This is a genomic window from Nostoc sp. CCY 9925 (assembly GCF_963920935.1).
Taxonomy (GTDB): Bacteria; Cyanobacteriota; Cyanobacteriia; order Cyanobacteriales; family Nostocaceae; genus Nostoc.
Window position 1 is genome coordinate 41073 of sequence record NZ_CAWUDO010000038.1, and the last position, 14099, is coordinate 55171.

The window sequence follows — 14099 nt, forward strand, 5'->3', positions numbered from 1 at the left end:
GACAAACCACAAAAGACTAAGGAAGAAGGATAATCAGTAGGTAGGGCATTATTATGCTCTACCTACAATTGTTGTTGGTGAAATTGGGTGCAAAATTTGTGGGTGTGAAACTAGGAATACTGGGATTAGGAACCGTGGGAACGGGTACAGTACAGTTATTACAAGATAAAGCTGGGCGTCATCCGTTGTTGCAAGAGATAGAAATATACCGGGTGGGAGTACGATCGGTAGATAAACCCCGTGCAATAGAATTGCCTGCGGAAGTATTAACTACAGATTTGGAAGCCATTGTCAACGACCCGACGGTGGATATAATAGTCGAAGTCATGGGCGGACTAGAACCAGCGCGATCGCTCATTCTCAAAGCATTAAGTAATGGCAAACATGTAGTCACCGCAAATAAAGCAGTAATCGCCCGCTATGGCGCAGAAATTTTCACAACTGCCAACCAAGCTGGCGTATACGTGATGTTAGAAGCTGCTGTCGGTGGCGGGATTCCGGTGATTCAACCTCTGAAGCAGTCCTTAAGCGTTAACCGCATTCATACTGTAACTGGTATAGTTAACGGTACTACTAACTACATCCTCACCCGGATGCAAACAGAAGGCAGCAACTTCAGCGATGTTTTAGCTGATGCTCAACGCTTGGGTTATGCTGAAGCTGACCCCACAGCCGATGTTGATGGCTTAGACGCAGCTGATAAAATTGCCATCCTCGCATCATTAGGTTTTGGCGGACGTATCAACCTCAAAGATGTGTATACCGAGGGAATTCGGCAAGTTAGCAAAACAGATATTGCCTACGCCGAAAAATTGGGATTTGTGATTAAATTGTTAGCGATCGCTAATAGAATTACACCCCCAGAAGAAGATGGGGGGACGCGGGGACGCGGGGACGCGGGGACATTTTCCCTGTCTCCTCTTTCGGTGAGAGTTCATCCGACTTTGGTGCCGAAAGCGCATCCTTTGGCTAGCATTAACGGCGTTTACAATGCCATCCTTGTGGAAGGAGAACCCATTGGGCAAGTAATGTTTTTCGGCCCTGGTGCTGGTGCTGGTGCAACTGCCAGTGCTGTAGCCTCAGATATCTTGAATTTAACTGCTAGTTTAAAATCGCAAACAGTCAGCACTCAGGAATTAAATAAATCCGAAATCGCTGCGCTGAATCCATTATTAGCTTGCGGACATCACGAATACAGCCAAATTGTGCCGATGGCAGAATTGATAACTCGATTTTATGCGCGTTTTCTCACGAATGACCAGCCTGGAGTTATCGGTAAATTGGGTACTTGCTTTGGTAACTATGGGGTTAGCTTAGAGTCAATTGTGCAAACAGGCTTTCAAGGAGAACTAGCAGAGATTGTAGTTGTGACCCATGATGTGCGGGAAGGGAACTTTCGGCAAGCTTTGGCAGAAATTGAAAGTCTGGAAGCGGTAGAAAGTATTCCCAGCTTACTGCGCGTACTGTAAGAGTATATGAATAGCGAGCGATCGGCGTCAGTTGTTCCCGCAGGCTAAAATACCTAGTTTTTTCAGACAGGTCTGTGCTTGCTAAAATCAACAACAAACCGCACTCCTGCGCGAGGATACCCTATGACCTCTGCAACCGACCTATCTACAGACCTGACTCCTTTCCCTGACCATACGCAGCTACCAGAATCTAATGGCACATTTGTGAAAAATTGGCAAGAGCATCCGCAAAGCATCTTACTTACTGACTCGATTACACCCATCCTCAAACAATTACATCCTGACGGTCAATATTGTATCGGTCAAGATTTAGGTATTTACTGGCGCTTGACAGACCCGCCAGAAAAAGGAGCAGAAGCACCAGATTGGTTTTATGTACCAAATGTACCACCGTTACTCGATGGACAAACACGCAGGTCTTATGTATTGTGGCGAGAATTTATTGCCCCATTAATTGCCTTGGAATTTGTTTCTGGGAATGGTAGTGAAGAACGAGATAAAACCCCTTGGCTGGGCAAATTTTGGATTTACGAACAGGTGATTCATCCGGCTTTTTATGGCATTTATGAAGTGAAGAAAGCCAGCTTGGAAATATATGAATTAATTGGCGGACAATATCAGTTATTAACAGCAAATGAACGCGGACATTATCCGATTACCCGCTTGGGAGTTGAGTTAGGTATTTGGCAAGGAGTTTATCAGAATGCAGAATTACCTTGGTTGCGTTGGTGGGATTTACAAGGTAATTTGTTGTTGACTGGTGATCAAAGAGCAGAACAAGAATCCCAACGGGCTGAACAAGAACGCCAACGCGCTGAACAAGAACGCCAACGAAATGAGATTCTGATTGCACAATTGCGATCGCTCGGCATTGAACCAGAAGTTTAAGTATTTGGCAATAGCTACTAAAAAAAAGTCCCCTAATAAGAGGACTGACAGAAGGATTATCGAGGCTAGTAATAAAATTAGTCCGCTAACAAGTCCATAACTTGCTCTAGTAGCAGTTTAGCCTTGTACAGGTTAAGCAGTTTCTCCTGCTCCCAGCGACTAGGTGCGCTTAAACATTTGCCTTCTAAGCTCGCCTTGATTAATGCTGCTTGTTCGGTGGTTGGAGAATTCATCTCATCTAGTGCCGCGCCGATGGACTGAAAACTACCAAACGATAATCTTCGTAATCCTTTCCCTTCTTGTAGCTGGTTAAGTGCGATCGCTGGAAATGCAATCAACGATGTGATATAGCTTACCTTCTGCACTGATTTCCCAGTCGGCCGTAATCCATAACGCTCACACAGCAAACGTAGTTCAGCAATGGTTTTGATTTCGAGTTCTGATCGTGTAAACATAGAATTACCATTTTCAAAAGTGGTATCGGTAGGTAACAAGTTTTCCAGGCTTACGTGCCTACCGATTTAAAACTCTATTGGTTTGCACGCATAAGTATCAAGCCTTATTTACATCTCTCAACAATGCCTAACCCTAAGGGTAATCCACAAAATTTTGAGCCTATAAAAACTGACAGAGAAGAACCGTTGATAGCAAATCTCAGCTTTCGGGTATCAGAACGGATGAAGGAAGAGGTGAAAGCACAAAAAGACCCTGCACAATTCTGTAGAGATGCTATCCAAGAGAAGCTAGATAGAGAAAAGTAGTCCATCGCAGACTCTTGCGCGAGGGCGATCGCTTTTCTTATGTCTCTATATTAAAGTGTATTTTTATACTTATAAATATAGTTTCTAAATATTTTTACATCGTTCATTGAATTCGGGCGATCGTTTCTTGAATTCGGGCGATCGTTCATTGAATTTGGGCGATCGTTTCTTGAATTTGGGCGATCGTTTCTTGAATTCGGGCGATCGTTCATTGAATTCGGGCGATCGTTCATTGAATTAGGGCGATCGTTTCTTGAATTCGGGCGATCGTTCATTGAATTTGGGCGATCGTTCATTGAATTTGGGCGATCGGTTACTGAATTCGGGCGATCGGTTACTGAATTCAGGCGATCGGTTACTGAATTCGGATGAATTTAAGTAAATTAGCGCAAGAAATATAATATTTTTTGTATTAAATAATTTAAATAATACTGAATATTGCGGGTGTCGTTCCCTGCGATTTTGTTTATCTTAATGGTGTAAAGACAAGGATAGAAGGCAGTTTTTATCCTAGTGTATGATTAAAAAAAGGCAAGTTATTTATGTCACGCCCAAAACGTGGGTCTAAAGTACTTGATAAAGCACAGCGTCGGATTGCAGCTTTGAAATCGATTAGTCCCACCTTAGATTTAGGTAATGGAATCACTATTGAAACCTTTGCCGCCGCCATCAAAAAAACACAGGACAAGTTGGAAGTTCATAACTCCACCCTTTCGACGGTGGATCTAACTCAGGGAGCCTTTGAATTAGAGGAAAAGTCGCTGATGGAATTAACAGAACATGTGTTAGTCAGCGTAGCTGCAAAGTATGGCAAGAATAGCGATGAGTACAAAATGGCAGGGGGCGTTCGTCGCAGCGAACGCAAGCGTCCAGCGCGAAAGCCTAAGCAAGAGGTTGTTATTGGATAAAGACAATACATTTGGGTTTTTTGACATTCTCCCGATTTGAATTCGGGAGATTTTTGGTTAAGTGGTGAACTAATAGAAAAAAGATAACATTTAAATAGCGATCGCTTGAGCTTTAGAGAAATATGACATAGACTAACCATCCCAAACCCAAGCCTATACTAGAAGTGCTAGCTAAAATTAGAAAAGTATGAAACTTGCTAAAAAATTTTCGTAATTCATCTCCAGCCGCAGGCACAGACCAAGCCCCAGCCACAGCCATAGCCCAAGCTACAGCCAAAGCTCCAACCCAAGCCCCAGCCACAGCCAAAGTCCCAGTCACAACCAAAGCCACAGCCCAAGTCCCAGCCCCAGGCACAGCAACAGCAACAGCCACAGCTACAGTCCCAGCCACAGCCGAAAGTATGTACACGGCATTAAACGCGGCTAATAAGTAGCCTATTAATAGGTAGCTTAGTAATACACCAATCAACCAGCCCCAGGGAATAATTTTACAGCGTTTCCTAAGCAACTGAGGCACATCGAAATATTTTTTACCAAGATTAGTAGCTTTGAAAACGTATTTTTTATGAGCTGGTTCAACAGATGGTGGAGGCGTTTGTTTTACTTTTTCTAACATTGCTAACCATGCTTGCATTGACTGAGGACGGTCTTTTGCCTCCAGCGCCATACCCTTGAAAACTGCTTTATTTAATCGATCGCTAATGCTTGGATTAATTTGTTTAGGAGGGATCAGGGGAGTATTATGCAGCTTGCGAGCCAGAGAAGTTGTAGGGGGCTGACCTGTGACTACATAATAGAGCGTTGCAGCTAGACAGTAGATATCGACAGTTGGCTCTCGACTGCCTCTGCTCATCTGTTCATAGGGCGCAAACCCTTCATTACCCGCAATACCCTTTGAACTCAAGGTTTTAGGCAAAAGTTCTTTGGCGATTCCAAAGTCAATTAAGACGGCTTTGCCATTTCTCCGCACCATAATGTTTCCAGGATGGGCATCTCGGTGTACTAAACCTGCTTGATGCACTACGCTCAAAGCTTCCCCAATCTGGCGGATGCAGAGTAGAATCTCTGCTTCTGGTAAAGCCCCCCTACGCTTCACTGCCTCAAATAAATTTTCTCCCTCAACAAAGTCCATCACTAAACAGTGGGTAGCACCTTCCCGAAACAAATCAATCACTCCCACAATATGAGGATGACGGTCTTTTGATAGGCGTGCGAGTATCCGCCCTTCTTGGATAAATCTCTCTATGTACTTTTCATATTCCGGATCGTGACTGAGATATTCATTAGGTGTTTTAATTACAACTGTCTGGTTTAGTTCAACATGCAAAGCCTTATAAGTAATCCCAAATCCCCCTTGTCCCAGGACTTTCTTAATTACATATTTGCCACCTTGCAATTGTTGTCCTGCTATCCAAGGCATGAATACCTCTAAGTAAAAAATTACTTTAATGCCAGCGTTTTAATGAGAGTTTAGCTAATTCTAGGGTGTTTTGCTAGATGACGGACTAGGAGATACTGATGGTGGACTATTAGATGCAGGGGATTTTAATTTATCCATCACAGCACCCACCCCTGCAAGTAAGCCTCCTAAAGCTGCGATCGCCGCTATCACCACAGTCCAAAACTGAATTTTTTTATCCCAGTTCGAGTTAGTATTCGAGGATACAGTTGTCACAGGCTGAGGAGTTTCCGCAGTTAATCCCAATAAATCAAGCCATTCCCGCATTGATTGAGGACGCTGTTTAGCATCTAGCTGCATACCTTTTAAAATTGCGCGGTTAGTGCCTTCGCTAATCTGAGGATTCCATTCTTTTGGAGATACTAAATGCTCGCCGTCCACTTTGCGCTTTACTGCATCAACAGGTGTTCTTCCTGTCAGAAGTTTATACAGAGTAGCTGCTAGTGAATAAATATCGCTATATGCACGAGTTATAGTACCTCTAGCGTAAAGTTCAGGAGGCGTAAATCCATCGGAAGTTTCTTTAGTTCGGCTTGTGGTTAAGATATGGTCAAAGTCCAGAGCTAAACCAAAATCGATTAGCACTGCTTCTAGCTGTCCCTCTCGGTTCCGCAACAAGATATTTCCTGGATGCACATCGCGATGAATCAGTTCATTTTCATGTACAACTATCAGTGCTTCTCCAATTTGCTGAATGTAACGTAGTGCATCTGGTTCTGAAAGAGTTGGTGGACGCAGGTCAGCCAAACTCACTTCATTTACATACTCCATTACCAAACACAAACAGTCTGCTTCCTCAAAGGAGTCTAATACCTCCACAATATACTTATGCTTACACTTTTGAAGCTTTAAAGCCTCCCGCAAAAACATTGTCTTTAGGCGTTCGCGCTCAAATTGACTAAGGGAATTTAGCAAGTCATCATTTAAGGTTTTAATGACAAAGCGATCGCCATTCTTATTTTTCACCAAATAAGTAATGCCAAAGCGTCCTCTTCCCAACTCTTTTTCAATAGTGTACTTTCCAGCTTGCAAGCGATCGCCAGCTACCCAAGCCATCTTTGCAACTCCCAAAATGCTTAGATTAATTCTCACACAAGAGAGCCTTAATAACTTGAGCCTAGCTTTGGAGAAAGACTGCGATGTCTACGATGGTCACTGAGCTTGTCGAAGTGCGGGCTACGCCTACGCTTTTTTCTTCCTCTATTGCTAAACTAAAAACAACCTTTAGCTAGTGCAAAGGTAGTTTTATGACCTCTGCCATCAACCCCACTGACCTCACCCCTTTCCCAGACCACACGCAGCTACCAGAGTCCGATGGCACATTTGTAAAAAACTTCCAGGAACATCCCCAAAGCATTCTCATTACCAACTCGATTCAACCGATATTACAAAAACTTCACCCTGATGGGCAATATTGTATTGGTCAAGATTGTGGCATCTACTGGCGGATGACCGATCCGCCAGAAAAAGGCGCAGTCGCACCAGACTGGTTTTATGTCACCAATGTCCCGCCCTTACTCGATGGACAAATCCGCAGGTCTTATGTAATATGGCGAGAATTTATTGCCCCATTAATTGCCTTAGAATTTGTCTCTGGTGATGGGAGTGAAGAGCGAGATCAAACACCTTGGAAAGGCAAATTTTGGATTTATGAGCAAGTGATTCGGACTCCGTTTTACGGCATTTATGAAGTGGATAAAGCCAGCGTAGAAGTGTATCACTTAATTGAGGGCAAGTATCAGCCATTACCAACAAACGAACGGGGACATTATCTCATACATCCTTTAGGCGTTGAGCTAGGTATCTGGCATGGAGTTTACCAAAATATGGAATTGCCGTGGTTACGTTGGTGGGATTTGCAAGGTAATTTGTTGTTGACTGGCGATGAAAGAGCAGAACAAGAAAGCCAACGAAATGAGATTCTGATTGCTCAATTGCGATCGCTCGGCATTGAACCAGATGCATAATTTTAATTAAAAGTCAACTATTTATTCACCTCTAGCAACTGGGAAGTTTCTAAGCGACTCATCCATTTTGCGAAATAAACTCGATTAGCTTTTTCCTCGGATGGATCTTTAGTATCTAAAGGATAAGGCGCCAGTCCCAAAATCGCTGCTGTGGTCACGCAAAACATCGATTTTTGGAAAGTCATGCAAATTTGCACTCGCAAATCATCTTCACCCCGGAGACTGCCACGATAAATTTCATGCAAGTACTCTGGAAGATAATGACGCATATCTTGCATCAACAAGGTGGGAGGGATACCTGCGCCACCAATGGGTAAAGGATCGGCGTACAATGCGCCATATTGGAATCGACTTTGATCTGGGGAGATTTGATAAGCTTGGGCGTTGTATGAAACTGTGCCGTGGAAAGGTGTTCCCCTAAAGAAAACTGCCTCTACATAAGGTATTGCTGTGTCTGCTAAGAAAGTCAAACCAACGTCTTTAGGAATGATTTCATAGAGTTTTTCCCGAACTTTGACGGTGTAAGTAATTGGCTTTGATGCATTTTCCACTAACCCTGCTTTAATATGGTCTACAATTTGGGGAATCGATTTGATTTCGCCTTTGTCGTAGCGGTCTGATAAGCTGAGGAAAATATCAGCCATGACTCGCCAAAATTGACCTAAACCAGTGTAATAAGCAGAAACGCGTAACTGTTCGGTTAAAAAGTCTGGAAACAGTTGGTTAATGCCTAAAATTAAAGGATTATTTTTAAATTTAGCTACGATGACAGCTTGCGCTCTTTCTTGAAATTCTTTTGTATCTAAATATTCATCGAGACCGCCACCACCGTGCCACATCATGCCTTTCATGCAATACTCGGCATATTCAAAATTAATGCGATCGTGCCACCAGTGACGCAGTAATTTCTGAAAAGATACCTCTCCATTAAAGTATTTAAAAAATGGAAAAAATACTAAAAACTGATGCTCGGCAATATAATTCAGATTTATTGAATAGGCATCTATAACTACGCCATAGCTTTTGAGAATACCAACTACTTCCACCACATTTTCTGGAGTATCGGTAAGTAATGCCTGTCCTGTTTGCAGGCGTTCAATAAACTCAGGTAAAGGTTCGTTAGTGAATTTATTTCTAATAGTTACCATTGCAAGTTCTCCATTAAGTATTGGGCATGGGGCATGGGAAAAGGACGCCGGGACACGGGGAACCAAGAGGATAGAGGGATAAATGGAAAAGACTTATTGAAAGTTATCTCCTTGTCTCCCCATCTCCCTACTCCCTACTTTCCATTCCCCATTCTCTTATCCAAAGACACCGCTGCTACTACGTTTTGAGTATTCACCATTGCTGTAATTGTTGGTTCAGTCCAGCGTGATAACCAAGACGGCTGGATGCCAAAAATCACAATTAGTAAGGCTAAAATTGCAGCTGGAAGGCGATCGCTCCAATACACGCGTGGTAAATTAACAACAGGTGCAGATAAACGTCCAAAAAAGGCACGGTTCATAAGTAACAGGAGGTAAACCGCTGTTAACCCCGTACCAATCATGCACAGCAGCGTTTGTACTGGAAAAACTGCAAAACTACCCCGATAAACTACGAATTCGGAAATAAACCCCAACATTCCGGGTATACCTGCGCTGGCCATGACTCCCACAATCATCAAGCTACCGATTACTGGCATACCGCGTTCTGGGTTCAGCAATCCTCTGATAATTTCTAAATCCCGGCTGCCGGCTTTTTTATATACAACGCCCACCAGCAAAAACAGCATTGCAGAAATCAAGCCGTGGCTAATCATTTGCATGACAGCACCCAACACACTTAGAGGTGTAGCCGCAGCCGCCGCTATCAGGACGTAGCCCATGTGTCCAATGGAACTGTACGCCACCATTTTTTTCATATCTGTTTGGGCGATCGCACAGGATGAACCATACAATACACTTACTGCTGCCCAAATTGCTAACCAAGGAGCCAGATAATTCCAAGCTTCTGGTAACAAGTTCATACCAAATCGCAGTAAGCCGTAAGTTCCCAACTTCAACAGTACCCCAGCCAACAGCACGGAAATCGGTGTGGAAGCTTCTACGTGAGCATCTGGCAACCAAGTATGGAAGGGAACTAAGGGAATTTTAATCCCGAAGCCGATCAAAATTCCCACTAGCAGTAAAAGTTGTGTAGCTAAAGGTAGAGTCTTGGCGTTCAAGGTTGCTAGTGCAAAGCTAGAGGAACCACTCAGCCAAACCATGCCCAGGAAACTTGCTAAAATCAGGATTCCGGAAACGGCAGTATAAATCAGAAATTTTGTTGCAGCATAACCCCGTTTTGAACCACCCCAAATAGCTATCAACAGATACAGCGGAATCAACTCCAACTCGTAAAACAGGAAAAATAGCAGTAAATCCTGTGCTAAGAAAGCTCCAATCACCCCAACACTTAAAAGTAGTATTAGAGAGTAATACAATTTGGGACGCCCAAGGGATTCATCGCTACTGTAGATGGCAATACAGGTCAAAAGCCCATTTAAAACCAGCAATGGCAAGGATAAACCATCTACTCCCAGGTTATAGTTCAAGCCTAAGGCATCTACCCAAGGAACAGACTCGGCAAACTGTTGACTGATTTCTCCAGGACGGAACTGAATTGTTAGTACTACTGTCAAAAACAAACCAATAATCGCAAATACTAAAGCTACCCCACGGGCAAGTTTCCCACTAATGCCAGAGGGCGAGAAACCAATTAAAGCTGCTCCAATCAAGGGCACTAAAATTAAAGCACTAAGCATAGACTTCAGGTAAGGAAGATGAGGGCAGGGGAGGCAGGGGAGGCAGGGGAGGCAGGGGGAGAAACTCCTAACTCTTGGAAAGACTTGGTTAACCTTTTTCTGTAGTCAGCACTCAACACTTTTAAAAGGGCAATTTATCTAATAAACCCAATGACCAGCTGATGAAAAAGCCGAGGATGCTGACGACTGCGAGGATAGTCAACATATAACCTTGGGATTGTCCAGAAATGCTGTATTTTAAACTTTGTCCGCCGAGAATTGTGGCAAACCCAACTAAGTTCACTATACCGTCAACCAAATAGCGATCGCTCCAAGCAGAAATCTTAGATAGTAGCGCTACTGCACTCACTACGGTGACTCGATAAATTCGGTCAATGTAAAAGTCATAACCCAACAAATCTTGGAAAAATCTCCATGCTAGGATTCTCGATCTTGACCAAGCTTTGTGCAGATAAATTGTAGACCCTACAACTACTCCCAGCACTGTAGAACCAAACAACGCTAATACTACATACCAATTGATACTTTCCCAATCAGGTAGCAAGTACCATTGCTGTAGCAGCAGAGGTAGAAGCAAAGTCAATACTGTTAAAGTCACCATCGGCAATGCCATCGACCAACCGACTTCTGGAGTACGGCGGGTCTTTTGTTGCGGTTTACCCCAAAAGACTAATCTAAATACTCTGGTTAAATTCAATGCTGTCAAGCCATTGACTAATAATAAAACTCCAATCACCCAAGGGCTAATACTCACAAAACCGTCAGCCCATGCTAACATTGCCCAGAAGCTTCCCAGTGGTAGGAGTGTCACCATTCCTGCTGAACCGACGATGTAGGCAGTGGTGGTAGCTGGCATCCTTGACCATAAACCGCCCATTTCTGTCAAGTCTTGACTTTGGGTAGTTAAGATCACTGAACCAGAACTCATAAATAATAATGCTTTGGCGATCGCATGGGTTAACAGCAACATCAAGGCTACACCACCTTGCTGCAAGCCCACTGCCAAAAACGCTAATCCCATGTATGCACTAGTAGAATGGGATAAGGCTCGCTTAATATCTATTTGAGCTATGGATACTAATGTTGCACCAATGGCTGTTACAGTACCCATGATTACTAAAGCATTCAAGGCAACAGGTGATAGGGCTAATAATGGTTGCAGTTTAAATAACAAATAGGCACCACCAGCTACTACCAAGGAATTTCGCATTACCGAGGCAGGGTTCGGCCCTTCCATCGCCTCGTCTAACCACAGGTGCAGTGGAAATTGGGCACATTTACCCGCAGGTCCAGCAATTAACGCTAACCCCAATAATGTTGATGTGACTGGGCTTAAATTAGCTGTTTGCGCCCATTCATATAAATCGGAAAAATTCAAGCTGCCGGCTGAGGTGGAAAGGGTGACTACAGCCATCAACAGTAACAAGTCTCCCACCCGTTTAGTTAAAAACGCATCTCGCGCCGCTGTCACTACTAACGGTTGAGCATACCAGAACCCCACCAGCAAATAAGTCGAAAGTGTCAGGACTTCCAAAAGCCCATAGCTGAACAACAAAGAATCACTGATTGCTAGGGCACTCAGCGCCGCTTCAAAAAATCCCAGCAGTGCAAAGAAACGTGCCAACGACCAGTCTTTTTCCATGTAACCCAAGGCGTAAACTTGTGCCAATAAGCTTAAGCCTGTAATTAAAACTGTTGCCCCGATACTCACTGGTGAGAGTTCCAAGGCAAAGGATAAGTCTAAATCGGCTGCTTTGAACCAGGGAACCAACAAATTTTGTGGTTCTTTATCCCAAATATCTTTAAATACAAACAAGCTATGGATAAATGCCAAAACGGTCGTCAACAAGTTGATGTATGCCGCAGGTCTTGGCCCTGTCCGCTTAATTATTCCCAATCCCCACGGTAAGGTCAAAATTGCACCTAATAAGCTATACAAAGGTACAAACCAACTTGTTAAAAATAAAAATTGACTCATTTAAATTTCCCTTGACGACTCAGCCTTAATTTTAAAAAAGCTTTCAGACAACTATTTAATTTAATTAAATTAATTTGCCAAAACCTCTATGTTTGTTTACTATTGTTTCAACTAAGAACTTCGGAGTATTTATACTTAATTTACCCTATTAAACTTCAATAAAATATAACTTCATATAATCAAAAGCATTTACTTGCCTTAACATCCTCGACCTTTTTACATTTGTATTTCTACTTTGACCAAAGTACTTTATACGATATATTTGAAAAAATTATATGTTTTTTACCTAGTCCTTGTAGATTTAGCAAAAACTGAGGAAAGATAGAGACAGCAAAGCATACAGCGACTGCTCACTCCTTCCCAGATTGGATTAGCCTTAGCTATGAATCTCGTTTTGTAAATGTAATAAAGAAATTATAAAGCATAAGTGGCTGCTCTAGGAATCAGTGAACTTTAATTGCTCATCGGCATAGATAAATTTATGTTAAGTTTTTTAAAACTTTTTTATCATAAACTATTATAGTGATTTGTATTGCCAGGGACGCCAAGCTTTCCTATGCTTAAATTGGAAGTGTTTTCTTAGCTCTAAGATCAAGCTCTCCCCGTCAAAAATTTCAAATAACAGTACTGTTCGGATTAATTTTGTAGGAGTTCTGCGATGCCAATTGCAGTTGGAATGATTGAAACGAAGGGCTTTCCAGCAGTGGTGGAAGCTGCTGATGCGATGGTAAAAGCCGCCCGTGTCACTTTAGTAGGATATGAGAAAATTGGTAGCGCTCGCGTCACCGTGATAGTTAGGGGAGATGTATCGGAAGTTCAAGCTTCCGTAGCTGCTGGGGTAGAAGCGGCGAGAAGAGTTAATGGTGGTGAAGTGTTATCCACACACATTATTGCTCGTCCTCACGAAAACCTAGAATACGTCTTGCCGATACGTTACACAGAAGCTGTAGAACAGTTCCGTACCTAAAAGCCGTTTAAATAAAGTAGTTAACGCTTTTTAGTTTTTTGAGCATCATTTGTGTCCAAGGCTAAAACTTTAAATAGGGATTAAAACTAATGTCGATCGCAGTAGGAATGGTTGAAACGCTAGGCTTTCCAGCGGTAGTGGAAGCTGCTGACGCAATGGTGAAAGCAGCCCGTGTTACTCTGGTGGGTTATGAAAAAATCGGTAGTGGTCGCGTAACAGTGATTGTGCGGGGAGACGTATCGGAAGTTCAAGCTTCCGTAGCCGCAGGAGTTGAATCTGTGAAGCGAGTCAACGGCGGACAAGTCCTGTCTACCCATATCATTGCTCGTCCTCACGAAAACTTAGAATATGTTCTGCCAATTCGTTATACAGAAGACGTAGAACAATTCCGGGAAAATGTGAATGCAATTCGTCCTTTTGGTAGAAGACCGTAATTTGTAATGCAAGTTGCCAAAGTTCGCGGCACAGTAGTTAGCACCCAAAAAGACCCAAGTCTCAGAGGTGTGAAACTACTGTTGTTACAATTAGTAGATGAAGACGGAAACATCCTGCCACAGTACGAAGTAGCAGCGGATATCGTGGGAGCAGGAGTAGATGAGTGGGTACTCGTCACTCGTGGCAGTTCTGCTCGTCAAATTGATGGCAATGAAAAGCGTCCATTAGATGCAGCAGTGGTAGCGATAATAGACACCATTCACGTTGCAGATCGCCTAATTTACAGCAAAAAAGATCAGTATAGGTAGTCATTAGTCATTGGTCATTGGTCATTAGTCATTAGTTATTTGCAAAGGACGAAGGACAACTGACAAAGCGCAAAGTTGGAGCGGAGGTTTCCTCCGATCGGAACTTTGTAAGAGGTGACAAATGACAAATGACAACAGAACAAAGCGCAAAGTCGGAGCGGAGGTTTCCTC

General features: G+C 43.1%; 15 protein-coding genes. 8 read left to right on the plus strand and 7 right to left on the minus strand.

Annotation, left to right across the window (positions count from 1 at the left end):
• The first annotated feature begins 98 nt into the window (after window positions 1–98).
• Both ACM0OY_RS19740 and ACM0OY_RS19745 read left to right on the plus strand, forming a co-directional pair.
• Window positions 99–1469, plus strand: a complete 1371-nt coding sequence (locus ACM0OY_RS19740) for a homoserine dehydrogenase (RefSeq protein ID WP_414570575.1) — start codon at window positions 99–101, stop codon at window positions 1467–1469.
• A gap of 123 nt (window positions 1470–1592) precedes the next feature.
• On the plus strand, window positions 1593–2357 hold the full coding sequence (locus ACM0OY_RS19745) for a Uma2 family endonuclease (RefSeq protein ID WP_414570548.1): 765 nt from the start codon (window positions 1593–1595) through the stop codon (window positions 2355–2357).
• A gap of 77 nt (window positions 2358–2434) precedes the next feature.
• Here ACM0OY_RS19745 and ACM0OY_RS19750 read toward each other — a convergent pair whose 3' ends face one another.
• Window positions 2435–2812: a hypothetical protein gene (locus ACM0OY_RS19750; protein WP_414570549.1), complete on the minus strand. Its 378-nt coding sequence runs from the start codon at window positions 2810–2812 to the stop codon at window positions 2435–2437.
• A 123-nt stretch (window positions 2813–2935) separates the two neighbouring features.
• Here ACM0OY_RS19750 and ACM0OY_RS19755 point away from each other — a divergent pair, with 123 nt between their 5' ends.
• Entirely contained in the window at window positions 2936–3118 is a 183-nt protein-coding gene (locus tag ACM0OY_RS19755; protein WP_414570550.1) for a hypothetical protein, read from the plus strand.
• A gap of 50 nt (window positions 3119–3168) precedes the next feature.
• On the opposite strand, the gene ACM0OY_RS19760 is transcribed toward ACM0OY_RS19755, so the two are convergent.
• Window positions 3169–3414 (minus strand): hypothetical protein, encoded by a 246-nt coding sequence (locus tag ACM0OY_RS19760; protein ID WP_414570551.1) that lies wholly within the window; start codon window positions 3412–3414, stop codon window positions 3169–3171.
• Between the two features lie 246 nt (window positions 3415–3660).
• On the opposite strand from ACM0OY_RS19760, the gene ACM0OY_RS19765 reads away from it, so the two are divergent.
• Window positions 3661–4026: a hypothetical protein gene (locus ACM0OY_RS19765; protein WP_414570552.1), complete on the plus strand. Its 366-nt coding sequence runs from the start codon at window positions 3661–3663 to the stop codon at window positions 4024–4026.
• Between the two features lie 112 nt (window positions 4027–4138).
• On the opposite strand, the gene ACM0OY_RS19770 is transcribed toward ACM0OY_RS19765, so the two are convergent.
• Both ACM0OY_RS19770 and ACM0OY_RS19775 read right to left on the minus strand, forming a co-directional pair.
• Window positions 4139–5446, minus strand: a complete 1308-nt coding sequence (locus tag ACM0OY_RS19770) for a serine/threonine protein kinase (RefSeq protein ID WP_414570553.1) — start codon at window positions 5444–5446, stop codon at window positions 4139–4141.
• 60 nt (window positions 5447–5506) lie between these two features.
• Window positions 5507–6541 (minus strand): serine/threonine protein kinase, encoded by a 1035-nt coding sequence (locus ACM0OY_RS19775; protein WP_414570576.1) that lies wholly within the window; start codon window positions 6539–6541, stop codon window positions 5507–5509.
• A gap of 191 nt (window positions 6542–6732) precedes the next feature.
• Here ACM0OY_RS19775 and ACM0OY_RS19780 point away from each other — a divergent pair, with 191 nt between their 5' ends.
• Window positions 6733–7452, plus strand: coding sequence for a Uma2 family endonuclease (locus ACM0OY_RS19780; RefSeq protein WP_414570554.1), 720 nt, complete (start codon window positions 6733–6735; stop codon window positions 7450–7452).
• A gap of 17 nt (window positions 7453–7469) precedes the next feature.
• Here ACM0OY_RS19780 and ACM0OY_RS19785 read toward each other — a convergent pair whose 3' ends face one another.
• From ACM0OY_RS19785 to ACM0OY_RS19795, 3 genes are all read right to left on the minus strand, one after another.
• Complete coding sequence (locus ACM0OY_RS19785; protein WP_414570555.1) at window positions 7470–8600, minus strand: CO2 hydration protein; 1131 nt, start codon at window positions 8598–8600, stop codon at window positions 7470–7472.
• 134 nt (window positions 8601–8734) lie between these two features.
• Window positions 8735–10240 (minus strand): NADH-quinone oxidoreductase subunit M, encoded by a 1506-nt coding sequence (locus tag ACM0OY_RS19790; protein ID WP_414570556.1) that lies wholly within the window; start codon window positions 10238–10240, stop codon window positions 8735–8737.
• A gap of 121 nt (window positions 10241–10361) precedes the next feature.
• Window positions 10362–12218 (minus strand): NAD(P)H-quinone oxidoreductase subunit F, encoded by a 1857-nt coding sequence (locus ACM0OY_RS19795; protein ID WP_414570557.1) that lies wholly within the window; start codon window positions 12216–12218, stop codon window positions 10362–10364.
• A gap of 658 nt (window positions 12219–12876) precedes the next feature.
• On the opposite strand from ACM0OY_RS19795, the gene ACM0OY_RS19800 reads away from it, so the two are divergent.
• From ACM0OY_RS19800 to ACM0OY_RS19810, 3 genes are all read left to right on the plus strand, one after another.
• Complete coding sequence (locus tag ACM0OY_RS19800) at window positions 12877–13185, plus strand: carbon dioxide-concentrating mechanism protein CcmK (RefSeq protein WP_015209255.1); 309 nt, start codon at window positions 12877–12879, stop codon at window positions 13183–13185.
• An 89-nt stretch (window positions 13186–13274) separates the two neighbouring features.
• Entirely contained in the window at window positions 13275–13619 is a 345-nt protein-coding gene (locus ACM0OY_RS19805) for a carbon dioxide-concentrating mechanism protein CcmK (RefSeq protein WP_010995041.1), read from the plus strand.
• Between the two features lie 6 nt (window positions 13620–13625).
• Window positions 13626–13928 carry a EutN/CcmL family microcompartment protein gene (locus ACM0OY_RS19810; protein ID WP_414570558.1) on the plus strand — a complete coding sequence of 101 codons (303 nt, stop codon included), beginning with the start codon at window positions 13626–13628 and terminating at the stop codon, window positions 13926–13928.
• Window positions 13929–14099: the final 171 nt, after the last annotated feature.

What these genes read in the sequence shown, in the direction of transcription:
- ACM0OY_RS19810 (WP_414570558.1), top strand. Translation starts at nt 13,626, where the DNA reads ATGCAAGTTGCCAAAGTTCGCGGCACAGTAGTTAGCACCCAAAAAGAC.
- ACM0OY_RS19790 (WP_414570556.1), bottom strand. Translation starts at nt 10,240, where the DNA reads ATGCTTAGTGCTTTAATTTTAGTGCCCTTGATTGGAGCAGCTTTAATT.
- ACM0OY_RS19805 (WP_010995041.1), top strand. Translation starts at nt 13,275, where the DNA reads ATGTCGATCGCAGTAGGAATGGTTGAAACGCTAGGCTTTCCAGCGGTA.
- ACM0OY_RS19800 (WP_015209255.1), top strand. Translation starts at nt 12,877, where the DNA reads ATGCCAATTGCAGTTGGAATGATTGAAACGAAGGGCTTTCCAGCAGTG.
- ACM0OY_RS19755 (WP_414570550.1), top strand. Translation starts at nt 2,936, where the DNA reads ATGCCTAACCCTAAGGGTAATCCACAAAATTTTGAGCCTATAAAAACT.
- ACM0OY_RS19760 (WP_414570551.1), bottom strand. Translation starts at nt 3,414, where the DNA reads ATGAACGATCGCCCAAATTCAATGAACGATCGCCCGAATTCAAGAAAC.
- ACM0OY_RS19750 (WP_414570549.1), bottom strand. Translation starts at nt 2,812, where the DNA reads ATGTTTACACGATCAGAACTCGAAATCAAAACCATTGCTGAACTACGT.
- ACM0OY_RS19785 (WP_414570555.1), bottom strand. Translation starts at nt 8,600, where the DNA reads ATGGTAACTATTAGAAATAAATTCACTAACGAACCTTTACCTGAGTTT.
- ACM0OY_RS19795 (WP_414570557.1), bottom strand. Translation starts at nt 12,218, where the DNA reads ATGAGTCAATTTTTATTTTTAACAAGTTGGTTTGTACCTTTGTATAGC.
- ACM0OY_RS19780 (WP_414570554.1), top strand. Translation starts at nt 6,733, where the DNA reads ATGACCTCTGCCATCAACCCCACTGACCTCACCCCTTTCCCAGACCAC.
- ACM0OY_RS19745 (WP_414570548.1), top strand. Translation starts at nt 1,593, where the DNA reads ATGACCTCTGCAACCGACCTATCTACAGACCTGACTCCTTTCCCTGAC.
- ACM0OY_RS19775 (WP_414570576.1), bottom strand. Translation starts at nt 6,541, where the DNA reads ATGGCTTGGGTAGCTGGCGATCGCTTGCAAGCTGGAAAGTACACTATT.
- ACM0OY_RS19770 (WP_414570553.1), bottom strand. Translation starts at nt 5,446, where the DNA reads ATGCCTTGGATAGCAGGACAACAATTGCAAGGTGGCAAATATGTAATT.
- ACM0OY_RS19765 (WP_414570552.1), top strand. Translation starts at nt 3,661, where the DNA reads ATGTCACGCCCAAAACGTGGGTCTAAAGTACTTGATAAAGCACAGCGT.